Genomic DNA, 16,191 nt, shown 5'->3' on the forward strand with positions numbered 1-16,191 from the left:
TTCGTCCTGATCGGTGGGTTCTTCCTGGTCGAGCTGGTCTACGGGCTGATCTCGGGGTCGCTGGCCCTGATGTCGGACGCCGGGCACATGGCCGCGGACGTGGTCACGCTCGGCGCGGCGCTGGTCGCCACCAGGATCGCCGCCCGCCCCGACACCACCGGCCGGCGCAGCTACGGCTCCTACCGGGCCGAGGTGTTCGCCTCGCTGCTGGCCGTGATCCTCATGCTGGGCGTCGCCGTCTACGTGGTCGCCGAGGCGATCGGCAGGATCGGCGGGCCAGCCGAGGTGTCCTCCGGGCCGATGCTCGTGGTGGGCGCGCTCGGGCTGGTGGTCAACCTGATCGCCCTGGTCCTGCTGCGGTCCGGAGCCAGTGAGAGCCTGAACGTCAAGGGCGCGTACCTGGAGGTGGTGGCCGACACGGCGGGGTCGGTCGGCGTCATCGCGGCGGGGTGGCTGATCACGGCGACCGGCCAGACGTTCTGGGACACGGTCATCGCGCTGGCCATCGGGGTGTTCGTCGCCGTGCGTGCGATCTCGCTCGGCCGGCAGGTGTTCGCGGTGCTCGGCCAGCACGTGCCCGAGGGCATGGACGCCTCCGTCGTGGCGGCCGACCTGGCGGCCATCGAGGGCGTGCGCGACGTGCACGACCTGCACCTGTGGACGCTGACCTCCGGCATGCACGTCGCCACCGCCCACCTCGTCACGGGCGACCAGAGCGACAACCACGCCGTCCTCGATCAGGCCCGGGACCTGCTGCGCACCCGTCACGGCGTCGCGCACGCGACCCTGCAGGTGGAGCCGGACGGACACACCGGCTGCGACGAGGTCGGCTGGTAGCCGGCGGTTCAGGGCGAAACCGCTCGCAAGGACGGCGACGGCGACCGGTCTAGGGCGACGTGGTCCCGGCCGCGCCGCGGGCGGCGAGCATGCCGCGCATCAGCTCGATCTCCGCCTTCTGGGCGGCGAGTATCGAGCTCGCCATGCGCCTCACCTGCGGCTGGCCGCTTCCCTGCGCCGCCTGAGCCATCTGCACGCCGCCCTGGTGATGCGGGATCATCAGGCGCAGGAAGAGGGTCTCCGCCTCCTTGCCGCTCGCCTGTTCCAGCTGCTTGAGCTGCTCGCGGGTGGCCATGCCGGGCATCTGGGCGGACTGCGGTCCCATGCCGGGCATGTTCTGGTGGCCCTGCCGCATCCAGGCCATGCGGGGTTCCAGCGACGCCTGGGGCAGGCCCCACAGGTCCGGCGTCGGACGAGGCGAGAACGGCGAGTCCTTCGGGTTCGCGGGGGACGAGGTTCCTGGCCGTGCGGTCCAGGATCTGCTGCTCGACCTTTCCGCTGGGCAGGTGGATGCGGTAAAGGCGAATGTTCCCCGGCGAGGAGGCGGGGTTGGCGGGGCCGTAAGCGCTGCCGAGCAGCTGGTAGGCGTGGTCGGCGTGCGGGGCCACCCCCTGGAACGGCAGCCCGAGGGCGTAGCCGGATGCCGGGCTCGCGGCCCACTCGGTCCACACCATGGTGTCGCCGCCCGCGGTGTGTTGCACGCCCAGGGCGCCGCCGTGCCCGAAGCCCAGCAGGTTCATCGCTCCGGTGAGGGCGCCGTCCAGGGACAGGCGGTTCAGGCACAGATCGCCGCGACGCGTCGGCGGTGGCGCGCCCGCTCGCACTCGCCGCGGCCCTCGCGGTGGCCGTCCCGCCCACCGCCAGACGGCTCACCCTCGAACAACTCCTGGCGCGCCGGGACGCCACCACCATCACCGCCGACGCCACCGCCCTCCTGCGCGCCCTGCCCGAGCACACCCCCGACCAGATCACGCGGACCCTGCGCCAGGCCAGGATCGATCCCGGCACCAGTGTCGGCGAGCTCACCCTGCTGCAGCGCCACCTCCTGCTCACCTCCCTCGGCGACGCGCTCCCGACCCCGCGCCCTTGAGACGACCTCTCGTACGCCGGTTCGGGCGGCGTGGTTCGACAGCGCGTAAAAAATGGTTTTCTGGGAGCCACACCCGCCCCGACCTGGATCGATAAGGCCGCCATGAGGAGCGGGCCCGGTTCCGGATCAAGGGCTTAGCCGGGTCTTACGCCGGAGTTGGCACCGTGAGGCAGCAGAACTTGAGGGAGATGACAGATGAACGCGCACGAGCCTCACGAGCAGGACCCTGGAACACAGGGAAACGGCGGGTGGAGCCAGTTCGGCACCACGCCGCCGACCGCCGGAGGCTTCCCCCGCCGCGACCCGATCGTCACGGAGCAGCCGCCGCCCCCGCCTCCGCCGGCGCCGACCTTGAAGGCGCGTTTCACCGCCGGCCAGAAGGCGGTGGCCGGGCTCGCGCTGGCGGCGATGGCGATCGTCGGTGGGGTGGCCGGCGCCGTCGCGGCGACCTCCTTCCGGCCCGCGCCCGTCGCCACCACCAGCCACGTGCCCAGCCCCGTCCTCAAGCCGGCCTCCGGATCGCTCACCGTGTCGGACGTGGCGGCCAGGGTTCAGCCGACCGTCGTGATGATCCAGGGGCAGAGCGGCGAGGGCTCGGGCGTCGTGCTGTCGGCGGACGGCCTCATCCTCACCAACAACCACGTGGTCGAGGGCGCGAGCCAGGGCGGCGGGCAGATGAGCGTGAAGTTCAGCGACGGCAAGACGGCCAAGGCGAGCATCGTCGGCACCGATCCGGCCACCGACCTGGCCGTCATCAGGGCCGCGGGCGTGTCCGGGCTGACCAAGGCGACGCTCGGCGACAGCGACGCGCTCAAGGTCGGCGAAGCCGTACTGGCCATCGGCAGCCCCCTCGGCCTGGACGGATCCGTGACGGCGGGGATCGTCAGCGCGCTTGACCGTACCCTCACCACCGGCCCTGACCAGCGGCAGCAGCTCCCGCCCGGCTGGGGACAGGAGCAGAGCCCCCAAAGCGCCGGCACGACGATCGGCGGCGCCATCCAGACCGACGCCTCGATCAACCCCGGCAACTCCGGCGGCGCGCTGGTCAACGCGAAGGGCGAGCTGGTCGGCATCAACACCGCCATCGCCTCGAACGCCGCCGGCGGCGGTGTGGGCTTCGCCATCCCGGTCAACACCGCCAAGCACGTCTCCGACCAGCTCATCGCCACCGGCAAGGTCCGTCACGCGGTCCTCGGGGTGAGCGTCACCGACGCGACCGGCGACGTGCCCGGCGCCCTGATCAGCCAGGTCATAGCAGGAAGCCCGGCGGAGAAGGCCGGACTGAAGCAGGGCGACCTGATCACGAAGATCGGCGACACCCCGGTCGACGCGGGCGAGACCGTCGTCGGACAGGTCAGAGGCTCCAAGCCGGGCCAGCAGCTCAGAATCACCTACCTGAGGGACGGCCAGGCGCGCGAGGTCAACGTCACCCTCCAGGAGAAGACCTGACCCGACGTCCACGCCGGGGCCTCTCCCCCAAGGCAGGAAAGGCGGATCCTCATGGCAGTCCTCCGCGGGAGCGCTCACGACAGCCTGCGCATTCATCAGGGCTCCGACTTTCTCGTCACCGAGGTGGAGGACGGATGGCGGACGACAGCCGGTGCGGGGTTCTCAGTACAGTGTCGGGGTGGTGGGTGAGCAGCTGAGTGTGCGGGTGGACAGCTGGATCTGGTCGGTACGGCTCACCAAGACCCGTTCGGTCGCGGCCGACGCCTGCCGGGGCGGGCACGTCCGGGTCAACGGGGTGCGGGTCAAGCCTGCGCACGCCGTACGGGTCGGAGACGAGATCCGGCTGCGGCACGACGGCCGCGAACGCATCGTGGTGGTCTCCCGTGTCATCACCAAGCGCGTCGGCGCCGCCGTGGCCGCCGAGTGCTACGTCGACAAGAGCCCTCCGCCACCTCCCCGCGAGGAGACCGTGACGGTGGCCGTCCGGGCTCGTGGCGCGGGGCGTCCCACCAAACGCGAGCGCCGCAGCATCGACAGGCTGCTCGCGCGCCCGGTGGTGGAGGAGCGGCGGGGCGGCCGGGCTCGCCCGGACTGACCGGGCACGTCCCGCCGCACCCGACGCGCGGAGGCGGCGCCGGGCCGAAAATCGGTTGCCTGGGGCGGCGGGGGTTCGAGAACGTGGTCCCCATGAGGCTCTGACGGAAGACACCCCGCCCTTCGAGATGCCGCGACGCCGGTTCGCGTCGTGCTGCCGCCTGTCCATGCCCTCTCCAGGGAACAGCCCTTCTGCAGGGAAGAGAACGTCTTTGTCTCAGCAGCACCCGGCCCCGTCCGCTCCGGTCACCGGGGCCACCGTCACCGTGTTCGCCTCCCCCACCAGCTGGATCGAGTCCGACGCCGTCGCGCAGTGCCGTCAGGTGGCCGCCCTCGACGGCATGACGCACGTCGCCGCCATGCCTGACCTGCACCCCGGCAAGGGCGCGCCCGTCGGGGCCGCCATGGCGTCGGCCGTCCTTTACCCGTTCCTGGTGGGCTCCGACATCGGGTGCGGCATCGCCGTGTTCCCGGTCAGGCTGAAGCGCGCCGTGCCCGAGAAGCTCGCCGCCCGCTTCCCCGACCTCGATCGTGCGCTGGATCCCGTACGTGATGCCGACGATCCCGCCTGGGCCGTCATGAAGGGCGACATCCCCGCCGGTCACGTCGAGGGCCTCGGGACGGTCGGCCGCGGCAATCACTTCGTCGAGCTGGCCCGGATCGGGACGGTCTTCGAACCGGGCCACGCCGCTCGGCTCGGCCTCGACGCCGGTGACCTGGTTCTCGTCGTCCACAGCGGTTCACGGGGGCTGGGCGAGCGGATCCTGCGTGAGCACACCGAGGTCCACGGCGCGGGCCCGGCCCCCGATCCCTGCGCCTACCTGGCCAGGCACGACGAGGCCGTACGGTGGGGATCGCTCAACCGGCGGCTGCTGGCCGCCCGGGTTGCCCACGCGCTGGGGTTCGAGCCTGCCGAGCCGATCCTCGACCAGTGCCACAACTCGGTCGAACTCCGCGACGGCGGCTACCTGCACCGCAAGGGTGCGGCGCCGGGCGACGGCCGCGACGTGCTCATCGCCGGCACCCGCGGCACCCCGTCCTACCTCGTGGCCGCGCACGCCGGTCCGGACGCCGGCCACTCCGTGGCGCACGGCGCGGGCCGCAAGATGTCGCGCGCGGACGCCCTGCGCCGCGGCCGGGCCAAGCACACCGTCGAGGAACTGCGCCGCACGCCGGTGGGGTCGGTGGTGGTGTGCGGCGACCGCCAGCTCCTCTTCGAGGAGGCGCCCACGGCCTACAAGCGCATCGAGCAGGTGATCAACGACCTCGTCGACCACGGTCTGGCCACGCCCGTGGCCACCACGATCCCCCTGGTCACCTACAAGACCCCCGATCTCGGGCCGGCCTCCCGAAAGGACCGCCGCAGGCGGGGGCGGCCGTGACCGTCGTCCACCCGCCGGCTGCCGCACCGCCTGGAAGGCGGCGCCCCTGTGAGCAGGTCCGGCTGCGGGAGTGGCGTTCAGGAGGCGTCAGACGCCGGATGTGCGTCCCGTGCAGCGCAGCGTTTCGCCCTTCTTCACGAACGTGGCGTCCACGGCCAGGTAGAGCTTCTTCTTGGCCGGGACCTTGAGGTCGACGACGATGTCGTAGGAGACGTCGTCGAATGCCTTCTTCTCGTGAAGTGTCTCCTCGTGGACCTTTCCGTCCTTGCCGCGGCGTTCGACCATCAGGTTGAGGTGTGCGGTCTTCAGGCGGACCGGCGCCTCGGTGTTCCAGCGGTAGATGATGTCGGAAACGCGGTGGTAGCCGCCGGTCGTCCGGTACTTGATCTCGAATCGCGCCTTCTCGCCATCGCTCATCGTGCAGCTCGACCTGACGCTGTGCGCCGGAGCGGCCGTGGTGGCCGGGGTGGTGGCGTGCGCGGTGGAGGTCAGCAGGGCGAGGCTCAGGCCGGCCCCGGCGAGCGAGGCCGCGGCGTTTCCGAGGATGTGCGTCATGTGCGCGACTCCCTTCAGGTGGCTCGGATCTCTGGTCGAGGGTGACGGCGGCGGTGTTGAGGATCGGTTGAGCATCGGTTCAGGCGAGCGGACAGAAAGGGATCGGTCCCGCGGCGACCTGATGAAATGCGGGGCTAGCGGCCGATCAGGGTCGCGCCGGGGAGTGACTGCTTGACCGCCTCCGGCGTGCCCACCACGACCGTCAGTTTTTCCTTGGTCTTCTTTGCCGCCGCGTTTCCGTAAAGCTGCACCTTTCCGAGGTTTTTTGCCTGGACGGTGACGAACATCCGGGTGGGGGTGCACCACAGGGTCACGGTGCTCTCCGAACTGGTGCCGACCATGGGTTCCTTCGGCCCGGCGAAGCCCTCTTCCGCGGTGACGACGTTGCCCTCGGACTTCGTCAGATCCTGGCTCATGTTGAAGAGCACGCTGGAGGACCCCTGGTCGGCGAGCCCGCACACGCCCTTGTCGTTGATCCAGGGGACCATGTCGTACTCCGCGACCTGGATCCGCGCCAGCACCTTGTCCGCCCCCTCCGGCACGCCTGATTTGGCGGCCGCGGCCGGCAATGACGCCAGCGGCCAGTGGCTCGGATCCTTGAGCACCCAGTCCTTCGGCTCGTTCGTCGAACAGCCCGTCAGCAATAAGAACGCGACTATCACGATTTTTCCGCGCATAGGTGGATCATCCTAAAGGTCGAAAATCCTCCACGTACGGGCGTACGCGGTGACATTTCAGGGGCGGGTTACCGTTGGAGTAGGTGTCGAATCGGCGTTGGGGGTACGCATGAAGCGACGCTCCGCAATGACAGCGATGGCCGCCGGGGCATTCCTGGCCGCCGTCACCACCGCGTCGGGGGCCGCCACGGCTGCCATGGCATCTTCGCCGATGCCGTCCCCGAGCCCGAGCCCGGCGGGCACCCAGCCCACGTGCCTCGGCATGGGGCAGATGCACGCCGTGACCAGCGAGTACGACTACCTGTCGCAGATGGTCCCGCATCACGAGGAGGCCATCGCCGCAGCCCGTCAGCTGCAGCGGTCCAGCAGGCCGGAGATGCGGCGGCTCGGGCAGTCGATCGTCACGACGCAGACCGCCGAGGTCGGCACGATGAAGGGCTGGCTGCGGCAGTGGTACCCGCAGAGCCCGGCGCCGAGCCCGGGCGCGACCACGATGCCCGACCTGTCGGGGCTTTCGGGGAATCAGCTCGACAAGGCGTTCCTGCAGCACATGATCCCGCACCACATGATGGCGATCATGACGTCGGAGCAGCTCCTCGTGCACGGCGAGGCGGTGCATCCCGAGGTCGCCGCCTTCGCCCGCAAGGTGCGCGACGACCAGCGGGCCGAGGTCGCCACGATGCGGCGGTACCTGGTCCAGTGGTTCGGGGAGCAGAGCATGCCCTGCATCCCAAACATGCCCGACATGACGCCAGGGCCACACATGTCCGAGACACCAGAGCCGCCCCCGTCCGAGCCACCAGAGCCACCCACGTCCGAGATGACACCAGAGCCGCACATGTCCGACATGACACCCACCACCGAAACGTCCTGACGACATCCCGGCCGCTCGGCCGGTGCGGGGAAGGAACGGCGCGGGCCGCGAAGAAGGCGAGGATCGCCCAGCCCGAGGGGATCGCCCAGCCCGAGGGTTGAAAGGGCACGGGCCGTCAGAAGGCCGGGAACGCCCAGCCCGACGGGTGGAAGGGCGCGCGTTCGCCGCGGAAGGCGAGCGAGGCTGCGGTGACCGCGCCCGGCCGCAGTTCCTCGACCCGGCCCGCCGCGGCCAGCGACGCCAGCGTGGTGCCGCCCAGATAGGCCGCCCCCAGCTCGGCGGAGGTGAGCCGCAGGTCGGGCTGGGCCCGGGTGCGTTCGCAGGTGACGGAGTCGCCGTCGGCCAGCAGGCGGTGGCGCCCGGCGTTCCAGGGGCAGAACGTGTCCTGAACCTCCAGCACCAGGTCCAGGGGGGTCGAGTAGCGGCGTGCCGCCAGCGCCCGGTCGACGTCCACCAGGCGGACCCGCCGCGGCGGCCGGGCACGCCGCGAGCGGCGACCTGTTCTCCCGCCACCAGTTGCTCTGCCTGCTCGCCGTCGCGCAGGGCGACCCGGAGCGGGCCGACCTGCTGCTGGAGCGGGCGCTGGCCGATCCGGCGCTCACCCGGATCTACAGCAGCGACGCCCGGCCGGTCCTGGTCGCCGGCGCCCTGGTGCAGCGGATGCGGCTGGCCCGGGGCGCGCCCCGCGAGCGGGTCGCGGCGCGGCAGGCCGAGCTCGCCGCGGTCGATGCGACGCTCGGCGTGGACGGGCCGTTCGACCGGGCCTGGCAGATCATGCTGCGCGCGCTGGTCGAGGACGCCGGCTGGGACGAGGTGGCGGCTGCCTGGCGGGACCTCGGGCAGCCGTACGAGCTGGCGCTGAGCCTGTTCCACGGCGCGCGGGCCGCGCTGGCGGCGGGCGACCGGCCCGGCGGAACGGCCCGCCTCGGGGAGGCCGCGCGGCTGGCCGACGAGCTGGGCGCCGCGCCGCTCGCCAGGGAGATCGCCCTGCTCGGACGGCCCCGACCGGCGCAGGACGGGCTCACCGAGCGCGAGCGCGACGTGCTCGTCCTGATCGCCGACGGGTTGAGCAACCGGCAGATCGCCGCCCGGCTGCACATCTCGCCCAGCACGACGGGCGTGCACGTCTCCCACATCCTGGCGAAACTGGGCGCGGCCACCCGTACCGAGGCGGCGGCCATCGCGTTCCGCGAGGGGCTGGCGAGATCCTCCACGACCCGCCCGTGACCCGAGCGCGGCCCGGGGGTCAGGTCAGGGTGTCCTCGACCTTGATCTGGCCGCCCTGGATCACCCACTTCTGGTTGGGGTGGTTCAGGCACGTCCACAACCGCACCACGGTGTTGTTGGCGCGGCTGTTGGTGGCGTCCAGGCAGACCTCGCGACCGGTGCCGACGGTGTCCTCGACCTTGATCTGGCCGCCTCGGATCACCCACTTCTGGTTGGGATGGTTCAGGCACGTCCACAGGCGCACGTTGGTGTTGTCGGCGCGGCTGTTGGTGGCGTCCAGGCAGACCTCCCGGCCGGTGCCGACGGTGTCCTCGACCTTGATCTGACCGCCCTGGATCACCCACTTCTGGTTCGGGTGGTTCAGGCACGTCCACAGACGCACCACAGTGTTGTCGGCGCGGCTGTTGGTGGCGTCCAGGCACACCGGCGGGCCGGCCTGGGCGGCGTGGGCCGTCGAGGCGGGGGCGACGGCGGCGGCCACCAGGGCGACGGCGGAAACGGCCATCAGACGGGCGACGGGGCTGGCGGGCATGGATTACCTCCACTGATGCGGTGACGACCATGAACAACGCATACAGAAAGTAATCCTATGACTGCGTAAAGTGATCTGGCGGAAAGGTGACGCATCACTGGCCGGTGTCGAAGGCCTCCGAACTGCCCGGGAGGTCAGAGGTCCACCGCCGAGGCGGTCGCCGTCAGCTCGGCCGCGTCCGCTGCGGAGCGGCGGGGCTGGAGATGGAACCCTCCGGGGAGAAGAACCGGTCGTCCACGTGGTCCAGCGCCAGGCAGGCTCCGCCCAGGGCGACGCACTCCTCGCCGAGCGTCGAGGGCCGGATGTCGGGGACGCGTACACAGTGAGGTTCGAGCGCCCGGCGCAGCGCGGGCAGCAGGACGTCGGCCGAGCGGGAGAAGCCGCCGCCGAGCACGACCAGTTCGGGGTCGAGCGTCAGCACCATCGCGGCGGTGCCGAGCGCGAGATGGCGGGCGTACGCCTCGACCGCGGCCCGCGCCTCCGGGTCGCCGGTTCGGGCCGCGCCGAAGACCTGGCGGGCGGCCTCCTCGGGCGCGGCCCCCTTGGCCGCCGGGCCGCTCTCCAGCCGGCCGGCCATGGTGCTCCAGCCCGTGATCTCCATGAGCCCGACCTCGCCGGTGGCCCCGCTGAACCCGTGGTGCAGGCGCCCGTCGATGATCAGCGCAGCGCCGGTCCGGCGGCCGACGTGCAGGTAGACGAGGTGCTGGACGCCCGCGGCCACCCCGAGCCGCTGCTCGGCGAGGGCGGCCAGCTTGCTGTCGTTCTCGATGGTGATCGGGCAGGCCAGCCGCTGCCCGAGGTGACCGACGAGGTCGACGCCGGGCCAGTCGGGCAGGTCGTTGACCCTGGTGACGAGCCCTTCGCGGTTGACGACGCCGGTGCTGCCCGCGGTGACGCCCCACAGGTCGGACGCGCTCAGCCCGGCGGCGACGAGCGCGGCGTCCACGGCCCGCCACACCGCCTCCAGCCGATCCCGCTGGGCGGTGTGCCGATCGACGGCGACCCGCCCGCTGGCCACGATCCGGCCGGCCAGATCGGTGATCACCGCCAGCACCTTGTGCACGCCCACGTCGATGCCGAGCACGTGACCCGCGTCGGTGCGGAACCGGTAGCGCTTGGCGGGCCGGCCCATGGCGCCCGGCGCGGGCGGCACCTCGGCGATCCAGCCGCGCTGCTCCAGATCCGTGACGACGTCCCCGACGGAGGCCCGCGACAATCCGGTGCGGGCGGACAGCTCGGTGAGCGTCAGTGGCTCGCGCGCCTCACGCAGGGCACGGATGCTGCTCAGGGAGTTCAGCTGGCGTAGCCGCTGAAGGTCGCCACCACTGACCTGCACGGTCACACTCCTCACTATCGCTGGTCTCTGAACTATATCCCTCTGGCCCATCCCCACTTCCAGCTGCATGTGCTGCGCGAGAAGAGGGTTGACGGCAAGGTCATTTCCGTGACTATCTATGGAGACCTTCATAAAGGAGTTTGCGAAATGACAGTGACCATCGCCATCGTCGGGGCCGGATCCCGCGGCCAGATCTACGCCAGGGCCGCCGCCGCGGACGGCCGGGCACGCATCGTGGCAGTGGCCGACCCGGACCCGGCCCGCCGGGCCAAGGTGGCCGCCGAACACGGCCTGCCGGACAGCGCCTGCTTCACCGGATGGGACGAACTGGCCGCCGTGCCGAAGCTCGCGGACGCCGTGGTCATCGCGACCCAGGACCGGCTGCACGTCGAGCCGGCCGTGGCCTTCGCCGACCTCGGCTACGCCATCTTGCTGGAGAAGCCGATGGCGCCGACGGAGCCGGAAGCCCGCCGCATCGTCGAGGCGGTCGAGCGCAACGGCGTGGTGTTCGCGGTCTGTCACGTGCTCCGCTACACGGCCTACACCAGGGCGTTCAAGGAGCTCCTGGACAGCGGCCGGCTGGGCACGATCTCCAGCGTGCAGCACCTGGAGCCGGTGGGCTGGTGGCACATGGCCCACTCCTTCGTGCGGGGCGCCTGGCGGAACGCGGCCGAATCGGGGCCGATGCTGCTGACCAAGTCCTGTCATGACATCGACTGGTTGCTCCACATCCTCGGCGAGCAGCCGGTCGCGGTGTCGTCCTTCGGCTCGCTGACCCACTTCCGGCCGGAGAACCGGCCCGCGGGCGCGAGCACGCGGTGCGTGAGCTGCGCCGTCGAGCCGGACTGCGCCTACTCCGCCAAGCGTCTCTACCTGAGCTGCCTCGGCGACGCGCGCCGGGAGTTCTGGCCGCTCGGCGCCGTCACGTCCGACGCCACCGTGGCGGGCGTCACGCACGCGCTGGAGACCGGCCCGTACGGCCGCTGCGTCTACGACTGCGACAACGACGTGGTCGACCAGCAGGTCGTCACGCTGGAGTTCGCGAAGGGCACGACCGTGTCGTTCACCATGACGGCGTTCACGCCGCTGGAGCACCGCAGGACCCGGATCTTCGGCACCCGCGGGTACGCCGAGGGCGACGGGCGCGAGATCAGGGTCGTCGACTTCGTGACCGGCGCCGAGGAGCGGATCGACACCGAGACGACGGCGGGCGCGTCGCTCGCCGACGGCCACGGCGGCGGCGACGGGGGCCTGACCAAAGCGTTCATCGACGCCGTCGCCGCCGGTGACCAGGCGCCGCTGGGCGCCGGCCCGGCCGAGGCCCTGGCCGGGCACCTGGTGGTCTGGGCCGCCGAGCGCGCTCGCGAGACCCGGACCGTGCAGGCCCTGTGAACGCGACGATCCCGGCGCCCGCCCGCCGCACGCCCGGCGAAGGCCGGTTCGCCTTCACCGCCACGACCCCGCTGTCGGCCGACCCGGCGCTGGCCAGGGCCGCCGAATGGCTTCGCGGAGCCCTCACCCCGGCCACCGGCCTGCCGCTCCCGGAGGGGCCCGGCGGGGTGGAGATCCGGCTCGTCGCGGGCCTCGGGCCCGAGGAGTACCGGCTCACCGCCACGACCGAGTCGGTGCTGATCGAGGCGAGCAGCCCGGCCGGCGCCTTCTACGGGGCGCAGACGCTGCGCCAGCTGCTCGACCCCGCCGCCTTCCGGGCCGGACGCACCAGCGACAGGGCGTGGAGCATCCCCGCGACGGAGATCGCCGACGCTCCGGAACACGGCTGGCGCGGCTGCCTCATCGACGTGGCCAGGCACTTCCTGCCGAAGAACGACCTGCTGCGGTACATCGACCTGCTGGCCGCGCACAAGCTCAACGTCCTGCACCTGCACCTGACCGACGACCAGGGCTGGCGGCTGGAGATCAGGAAGTACCCCAGGCTCACGGAGGTCGGCGCCTGGCGGCGCGAGTCGCCGGTGGGCGCCGCGCGGCACCGGCGGTTCGACGGCCGCCCGCACGGCGGCTTCTACAGCCAGGACGACATCCGCGAGATCGTTTCCTACGCCGCCGACCGGTTCGTCACGGTCGTGCCGGAGATCGACCTGCCCGGCCACACACAGGCCGCCATCGCCGCCTACCCCGAGCTCGGCAACCTCGACGACCGCCTGCCGGTCCGCACCGAGTGGGGGGTCGGCGAGAACGTGCTCAACGTCGCCGACGGCACGATCGCCTTCTTCACCGACGTCCTGGACGAGGTCCTGGAGCTCTTCCCCGGCCAGTACGTCTGCGTCGGCGGCGACGAGGTGCCGAAGACCCAGTGGAACGAGAGCGTCCCGGCCAAGGAGCGCATCCGGGAGCTCGGCCTGCACGACGCCGACGAGCTGCAGACCTGGCTCATGCGCCACTTCACCGACTACCTGCTGGCCCGCGGGCGCAAGCCGCTCGGCTGGGACGAGCTGCTGGAGGGCGGCCTGCCGCCCGGCGTCACCGTCGCGGCCTGGCGCGGTGACAAGTGCGCGGTGCTGGCCGTGCGGGCCGGTCACGACGTGGTCGTCTCGCCGTTCAGCGAGACCTACCTGGACTTCCGCCAGTCCGACGGCGACCAGGAGCCGGTGCCGATCGGCAGCGTGACGTCCCTGCGCGCGGTCCACGCCTTCGACCCCGTCCCCGGCGGCCTGGGCGAAGGGGAGCGCGGCAGGATCCTCGGCGCGCAGGCCGCCCTGTGGACCGAGCACATCGACTCCCCCAGGCTGCTCGACTACATGGCCTTCCCGCGGCTGGCCGCCTTCGCCGAGGCGATGTGGAGCGGCGAGCGCGACTTCGAGGACTTCCTGGCGCGGCTCGCCGTGCACGAAAGACGTCTCGACGCGCTGGGTGTGGAGTACCGGCCGGCGGCCGGCCCGCACCCCTGGCAACGACGTCCCGACGCCCCCGGTCATCCCCGGACCAGGGCGGAGATCGACGCCCAGCTCGCCCGCTGGACGTCGAACCTGCGTCTCTGAACTGGCCGCCGACCGGCGGGCCGGGCCGGGACCAGGCCGGACGTGCTGCCACCGCGTCCCGGAATCCCTGTAGTCATTCCTGGTTGATCATTTGCTATGTCGATCGAGCTGTTCACAAGTGCGCATGGTTACCTTCGGTATTCGTGAAGATACGATCTGGCCCTGCGGGGCCGGGAAACAGCTCATGTGGCCCTAAACGTGCGGCCATCTCCACCATGCTCCTTCTGAGCGCGGTGTCTGTCGCGCTGCAACCTGCCCGTCCGGCAGCCGCGCAACCGGTTCCGCTGGTCGAGGAGGACTTCACCGGGGCCACCGCGATCCCGCAGTTCATCGGCGTGGGATCGGCCTGCCTGACCGGCGCGCCGGCGGCTCCGCCCGCCGGGCCCGGCGACCATCCGCTCGGGGGCTGCCCCGCCAACGCGGCGGGTCCCGTCCCGCCGACCGGAGCAGCCCCGTACGGCTACCTCCAGCTCACCAGCGCCGACCTCGACCAGACGGCGGCCGCCCTCTACAACGAGCCGATCCCGGCCGAAGAGGGCCTGGACGTGACGTTCGAGCAGTGGCAGTACGGCAACACCACGGCGGTGCCCGCAGACGGCATCTCCTTCTTCCTGATCAACGGGGAAGCCTCGCTGGACCGTCCGGGCGCGTTCGGCGGCAGCCTCGGCTACGCCCAGAAGCTGCCCGACGACGACCCGGCGAACCCGTTCGAACCGGGCGTCAACCAGGGGTACATCGGCGTCGGCCTGGACGTCCTCGGCAACTACTTCGGGGACTGGGAGCAGCGCGGCCGCACCTGCGCCGAGCGCTCACCGGCCGGCACCGGGTTCCGCGTCCCGGCTCCCGGGCCGAACATGGTGACGGTGCGCGGGCCCGGCAACGGCACCGCGGGCTACTGCTTCCTGACCGCCACCACCAGCAACTTCACCACGACCGGGCCGTGGCCCTCGACGCTGCCGGGCGACCTGCAGGGGCCCACGCGGACCGTGCCCAACGACCCGCGGGCGGCCCAGGCCGTGCTGGAGGAGTCGAAGCGCACGGTCAACGTCCGGATCACGCCGGCGCCGAACCCCGAGGTCACCGTCTCGATCGACTTCAACGACGGCAACGGGATGCAGGAGGTGCTGTCCCTGCCCGCGCCGCAGCCGGTCCCGGAGACCTACAAGTTCGGGTTCGGTGCGTCCACCGGTCTGTTCAGCGATGTGCACCTGATCCGGAACGTGGTCGTCCGTCCGGTGGCCGAGCGGCCCGAGCTGTCGCTCAGGAAGCGCGTCGCCGAGGACGCCGACCTGCCCGACCCGGTGCCGGTGGGCACGGAGGTGCCCTACGAGTACGTGGTCACCAACACCGGCAACATGAACATCACGGACCTGATGGTGGACGACGACGTCGTCGATGAGGTCGTCTGCCCGCAGACCACCTTGAACGTGGGCGAGCGGGTCATCTGCCGCGGCTCGTACACGGTCACGGAGGAGGACGCCGAGCGCGGCTCGGTCACCAACACCGCCACCGCGATGGGCCGGGCCGACGGTGAGGAGGTCAGCTCGCCGCCGTCCGAGGTCACCATCGGCGTCACGGACGAGCGCGGGATGCTGGAGCTCGACAAGCGCGTGGACGACTCCCGCACGTACCGTCCCGGCGACCGGGTCACCTACCGCTACGTCGTGCGGAACACGTTCGACGAGATCGTGACCGACCTGCGGATCGACGACAACCGGGTGTCGGACATCGTCTGCGAGACCACCACGCTGGAGCCCGGGGAGTCCACGCTCTGCACGGGCACCTACACGGTCACCGAGGAGGACGCCGCGCACGGCTCGGTCACCAACACCGCCACCGCGGTGGGCCTGATCGACGACACGGAGGTGAGCTCGCCGCCGTCGGAGGCCACCATCGACGTCATGGGTGAGCGCGGGACGCTCCTGCTGGAGAAGACCGTGGACGACACCCGCACGTACCGGCCGGGCGAGCGGGTCACCTACCGCTACGAGGTCAGGAACAACTCCGCCGAGACGGTGGAGAACCTCCGGATCGACGACAACCGGGTGACGAACATCGTCTGCCGGACCACCACTCTGGAGCCGGGCGAGACCACCACGTGCACGGGGGTCTTCGTCGTGCCGAACCGTCCTTCCGGCAAGGACTGCCGGAAGGGCTGCCGCTTCACCATCGCCAACACCGCCGTGGCGCGGGCGGACGGCCTGACCTCCGCTCCGGCGACGGCGACCATCCGGGTCGTGCAGAAGTCGCAGCACCCGCGGCCGCCGTGCCGGCCGGGCAAGAAGAACCACCACTGCCGTCCGGGCAAGAAGCCGCACCACCACCACGGCCACGGCCGTCACCACGGTCACGACCACGGGTACGACCACGGCTACGACCACCAGTGCCCGCCCGGCAAGATGCCGTACGACGGCAGGACCGCCGAATCGGGATGCGTCCCGGAGCACGCGGACAAGGACGAGCGGGACATGGGCCGCTCCATGGACGAGTCCTACGAGCCTCGGCCTGAGGACATGATGGACGACCCGTACATGGAACGTTCCTACCGGGAAATGGGCGACATGCCGATGCCCTGGGAGACCTCCGAGTAGGTCACCCGTCTTCCCATCCGCGTCAACCTGATGGTCCCTCCCCGCGGGGAG

The 16,191-nt window shown here is 71.4% G+C and carries 16 protein-coding genes; 10 read left to right on the forward strand and 6 right to left on the reverse strand.

Annotated elements, in window-relative coordinates; all coding sequences use genetic code 11:
• A partial coding sequence (locus tag AB0J76_RS44295) for a cation diffusion facilitator family transporter (protein WP_364393390.1) occupies positions 1-837 on the forward strand: 837 nt, incomplete at its 5' end.
• A 49-nt stretch (positions 838-886) separates the two neighbouring features.
• Here the strand turns inward: AB0J76_RS44295 and AB0J76_RS44300 are convergent.
• On the reverse strand, positions 887-1,201 hold the full coding sequence (locus AB0J76_RS44300; protein WP_352327539.1) for a DUF305 domain-containing protein: 315 nt from the start codon (positions 1,199-1,201) through the stop codon (positions 887-889).
• 441 nt (positions 1,202-1,642) lie between these two features.
• Between AB0J76_RS44300 and AB0J76_RS44305 the strand changes: the two genes are divergently transcribed.
• From AB0J76_RS44305 to AB0J76_RS44320, 4 genes are all read left to right on the forward strand, one after another.
• Positions 1,643-1,927, forward strand: coding sequence for a hypothetical protein (locus AB0J76_RS44305; protein ID WP_352327538.1), 285 nt, complete (start codon positions 1,643-1,645; stop codon positions 1,925-1,927).
• A gap of 195 nt (positions 1,928-2,122) precedes the next feature.
• Complete coding sequence (locus AB0J76_RS44310) at positions 2,123-3,376, forward strand: trypsin-like peptidase domain-containing protein (protein WP_352327537.1); 1,254 nt, start codon at positions 2,123-2,125, stop codon at positions 3,374-3,376.
• A 178-nt stretch (positions 3,377-3,554) separates the two neighbouring features.
• Positions 3,555-3,971, forward strand: a complete 417-nt coding sequence (locus AB0J76_RS44315) for an RNA-binding S4 domain-containing protein (protein ID WP_352327536.1) — start codon at positions 3,555-3,557, stop codon at positions 3,969-3,971.
• A 211-nt stretch (positions 3,972-4,182) separates the two neighbouring features.
• The gene (locus AB0J76_RS44320) at positions 4,183-5,352 is read left to right on the forward strand and encodes an RNA ligase RtcB family protein (RefSeq protein WP_352327535.1); all 1,170 of its coding nucleotides are present in this window, start codon (positions 4,183-4,185) and stop codon (positions 5,350-5,352) included.
• Positions 5,353-5,439: 87 nt separating this feature from the next.
• Here the strand turns inward: AB0J76_RS44320 and AB0J76_RS44325 are convergent, their stop codons facing one another.
• Together AB0J76_RS44325 and AB0J76_RS44330 are read right to left on the reverse strand one after the other, a co-directional pair.
• Entirely contained in the window at positions 5,440-5,907 is a 468-nt protein-coding gene (locus AB0J76_RS44325) for a hypothetical protein (protein ID WP_352327534.1), read from the reverse strand.
• Between the two features lie 134 nt (positions 5,908-6,041).
• Positions 6,042-6,584 (reverse strand): hypothetical protein, encoded by a 543-nt coding sequence (locus AB0J76_RS44330; protein WP_352327533.1) that lies wholly within the window; start codon positions 6,582-6,584, stop codon positions 6,042-6,044.
• Between the two features lie 136 nt (positions 6,585-6,720).
• Here AB0J76_RS44330 and AB0J76_RS44335 point away from each other — a divergent pair, with 136 nt between their 5' ends.
• Positions 6,721-7,458: a DUF305 domain-containing protein gene (locus AB0J76_RS44335; RefSeq protein WP_352327532.1), complete on the forward strand. Its 738-nt coding sequence runs from the start codon at positions 6,721-6,723 to the stop codon at positions 7,456-7,458.
• Positions 7,459-7,573: 115 nt separating this feature from the next.
• Here the strand turns inward: AB0J76_RS44335 and AB0J76_RS44340 are convergent, their stop codons facing one another.
• Positions 7,574-7,912 (reverse strand): sterol carrier protein domain-containing protein, encoded by a 339-nt coding sequence (locus tag AB0J76_RS44340; protein WP_352327531.1) that lies wholly within the window; start codon positions 7,910-7,912, stop codon positions 7,574-7,576.
• Between AB0J76_RS44340 and AB0J76_RS44345 the strand changes: the two genes are divergently transcribed.
• Positions 7,885-8,685, forward strand: a complete 801-nt coding sequence (locus tag AB0J76_RS44345; protein WP_352327530.1) for a response regulator transcription factor — start codon at positions 7,885-7,887, stop codon at positions 8,683-8,685. The genes AB0J76_RS44340 and AB0J76_RS44345 overlap by 28 nt on opposite strands.
• Positions 8,686-8,704: 19 nt before the next feature.
• Here the strand turns inward: AB0J76_RS44345 and AB0J76_RS44350 are convergent, their stop codons facing one another.
• Both AB0J76_RS44350 and AB0J76_RS44355 read right to left on the reverse strand, forming a co-directional pair.
• A complete protein-coding gene (locus tag AB0J76_RS44350; protein ID WP_352327529.1) occupies positions 8,705-9,217 on the reverse strand; it encodes an RICIN domain-containing protein in 513 nt (170 codons plus the stop codon).
• Positions 9,218-9,380: 163 nt separating this feature from the next.
• Complete coding sequence (locus AB0J76_RS44355) at positions 9,381-10,559, reverse strand: ROK family transcriptional regulator (RefSeq protein ID WP_352327528.1); 1,179 nt, start codon at positions 10,557-10,559, stop codon at positions 9,381-9,383.
• A gap of 141 nt (positions 10,560-10,700) precedes the next feature.
• Here AB0J76_RS44355 and AB0J76_RS44360 point away from each other — a divergent pair, with 141 nt between their 5' ends.
• The 3 genes from AB0J76_RS44360 (at position 10,701) to AB0J76_RS44370 (ending at position 16,140) form a co-directional block, all read left to right on the forward strand.
• On the forward strand, positions 10,701-11,945 hold the full coding sequence (locus AB0J76_RS44360; RefSeq protein WP_364393401.1) for a Gfo/Idh/MocA family oxidoreductase: 1,245 nt from the start codon (positions 10,701-10,703) through the stop codon (positions 11,943-11,945).
• Positions 11,942-13,549, forward strand: coding sequence for a beta-N-acetylhexosaminidase (locus AB0J76_RS44365; protein WP_352323109.1), 1,608 nt, complete (start codon positions 11,942-11,944; stop codon positions 13,547-13,549). Before AB0J76_RS44360 ends, AB0J76_RS44365 begins: the two co-directional genes overlap by 4 nt.
• A gap of 215 nt (positions 13,550-13,764) precedes the next feature.
• Positions 13,765-16,140: a hypothetical protein gene (locus AB0J76_RS44370; RefSeq protein ID WP_352323110.1), complete on the forward strand. Its 2,376-nt coding sequence runs from the start codon at positions 13,765-13,767 to the stop codon at positions 16,138-16,140.
• The last annotated feature ends 51 nt before the right edge of the window (positions 16,141-16,191 follow it).

The organism is Nonomuraea sp. NPDC049624 (assembly GCF_040675255.1).
GTDB lineage: Bacteria > Actinomycetota > Actinomycetes > Streptosporangiales > Streptosporangiaceae > Nonomuraea.

What these genes read in the sequence shown, in the direction of transcription:
- AB0J76_RS44335 (WP_352327532.1), top strand. Translation starts at nt 6,721, where the DNA reads ATGGCCGCCGGGGCATTCCTGGCCGCCGTCACCACCGCGTCGGGGGCC.
- AB0J76_RS44360 (WP_364393401.1), top strand. Translation starts at nt 10,701, where the DNA reads ATGACAGTGACCATCGCCATCGTCGGGGCCGGATCCCGCGGCCAGATC.
- AB0J76_RS44370 (WP_352323110.1), top strand. Translation starts at nt 13,765, where the DNA reads ATGCTCCTTCTGAGCGCGGTGTCTGTCGCGCTGCAACCTGCCCGTCCG.
- AB0J76_RS44300 (WP_352327539.1), bottom strand. Translation starts at nt 1,201, where the DNA reads ATGGCCTGGATGCGGCAGGGCCACCAGAACATGCCCGGCATGGGACCG.
- AB0J76_RS44310 (WP_352327537.1), top strand. Translation starts at nt 2,123, where the DNA reads ATGAACGCGCACGAGCCTCACGAGCAGGACCCTGGAACACAGGGAAAC.
- AB0J76_RS44330 (WP_352327533.1), bottom strand. Translation starts at nt 6,584, where the DNA reads ATGCGCGGAAAAATCGTGATAGTCGCGTTCTTATTGCTGACGGGCTGT.
- AB0J76_RS44325 (WP_352327534.1), bottom strand. Translation starts at nt 5,907, where the DNA reads ATGACGCACATCCTCGGAAACGCCGCGGCCTCGCTCGCCGGGGCCGGC.
- AB0J76_RS44350 (WP_352327529.1), bottom strand. Translation starts at nt 9,217, where the DNA reads ATGCCCGCCAGCCCCGTCGCCCGTCTGATGGCCGTTTCCGCCGTCGCC.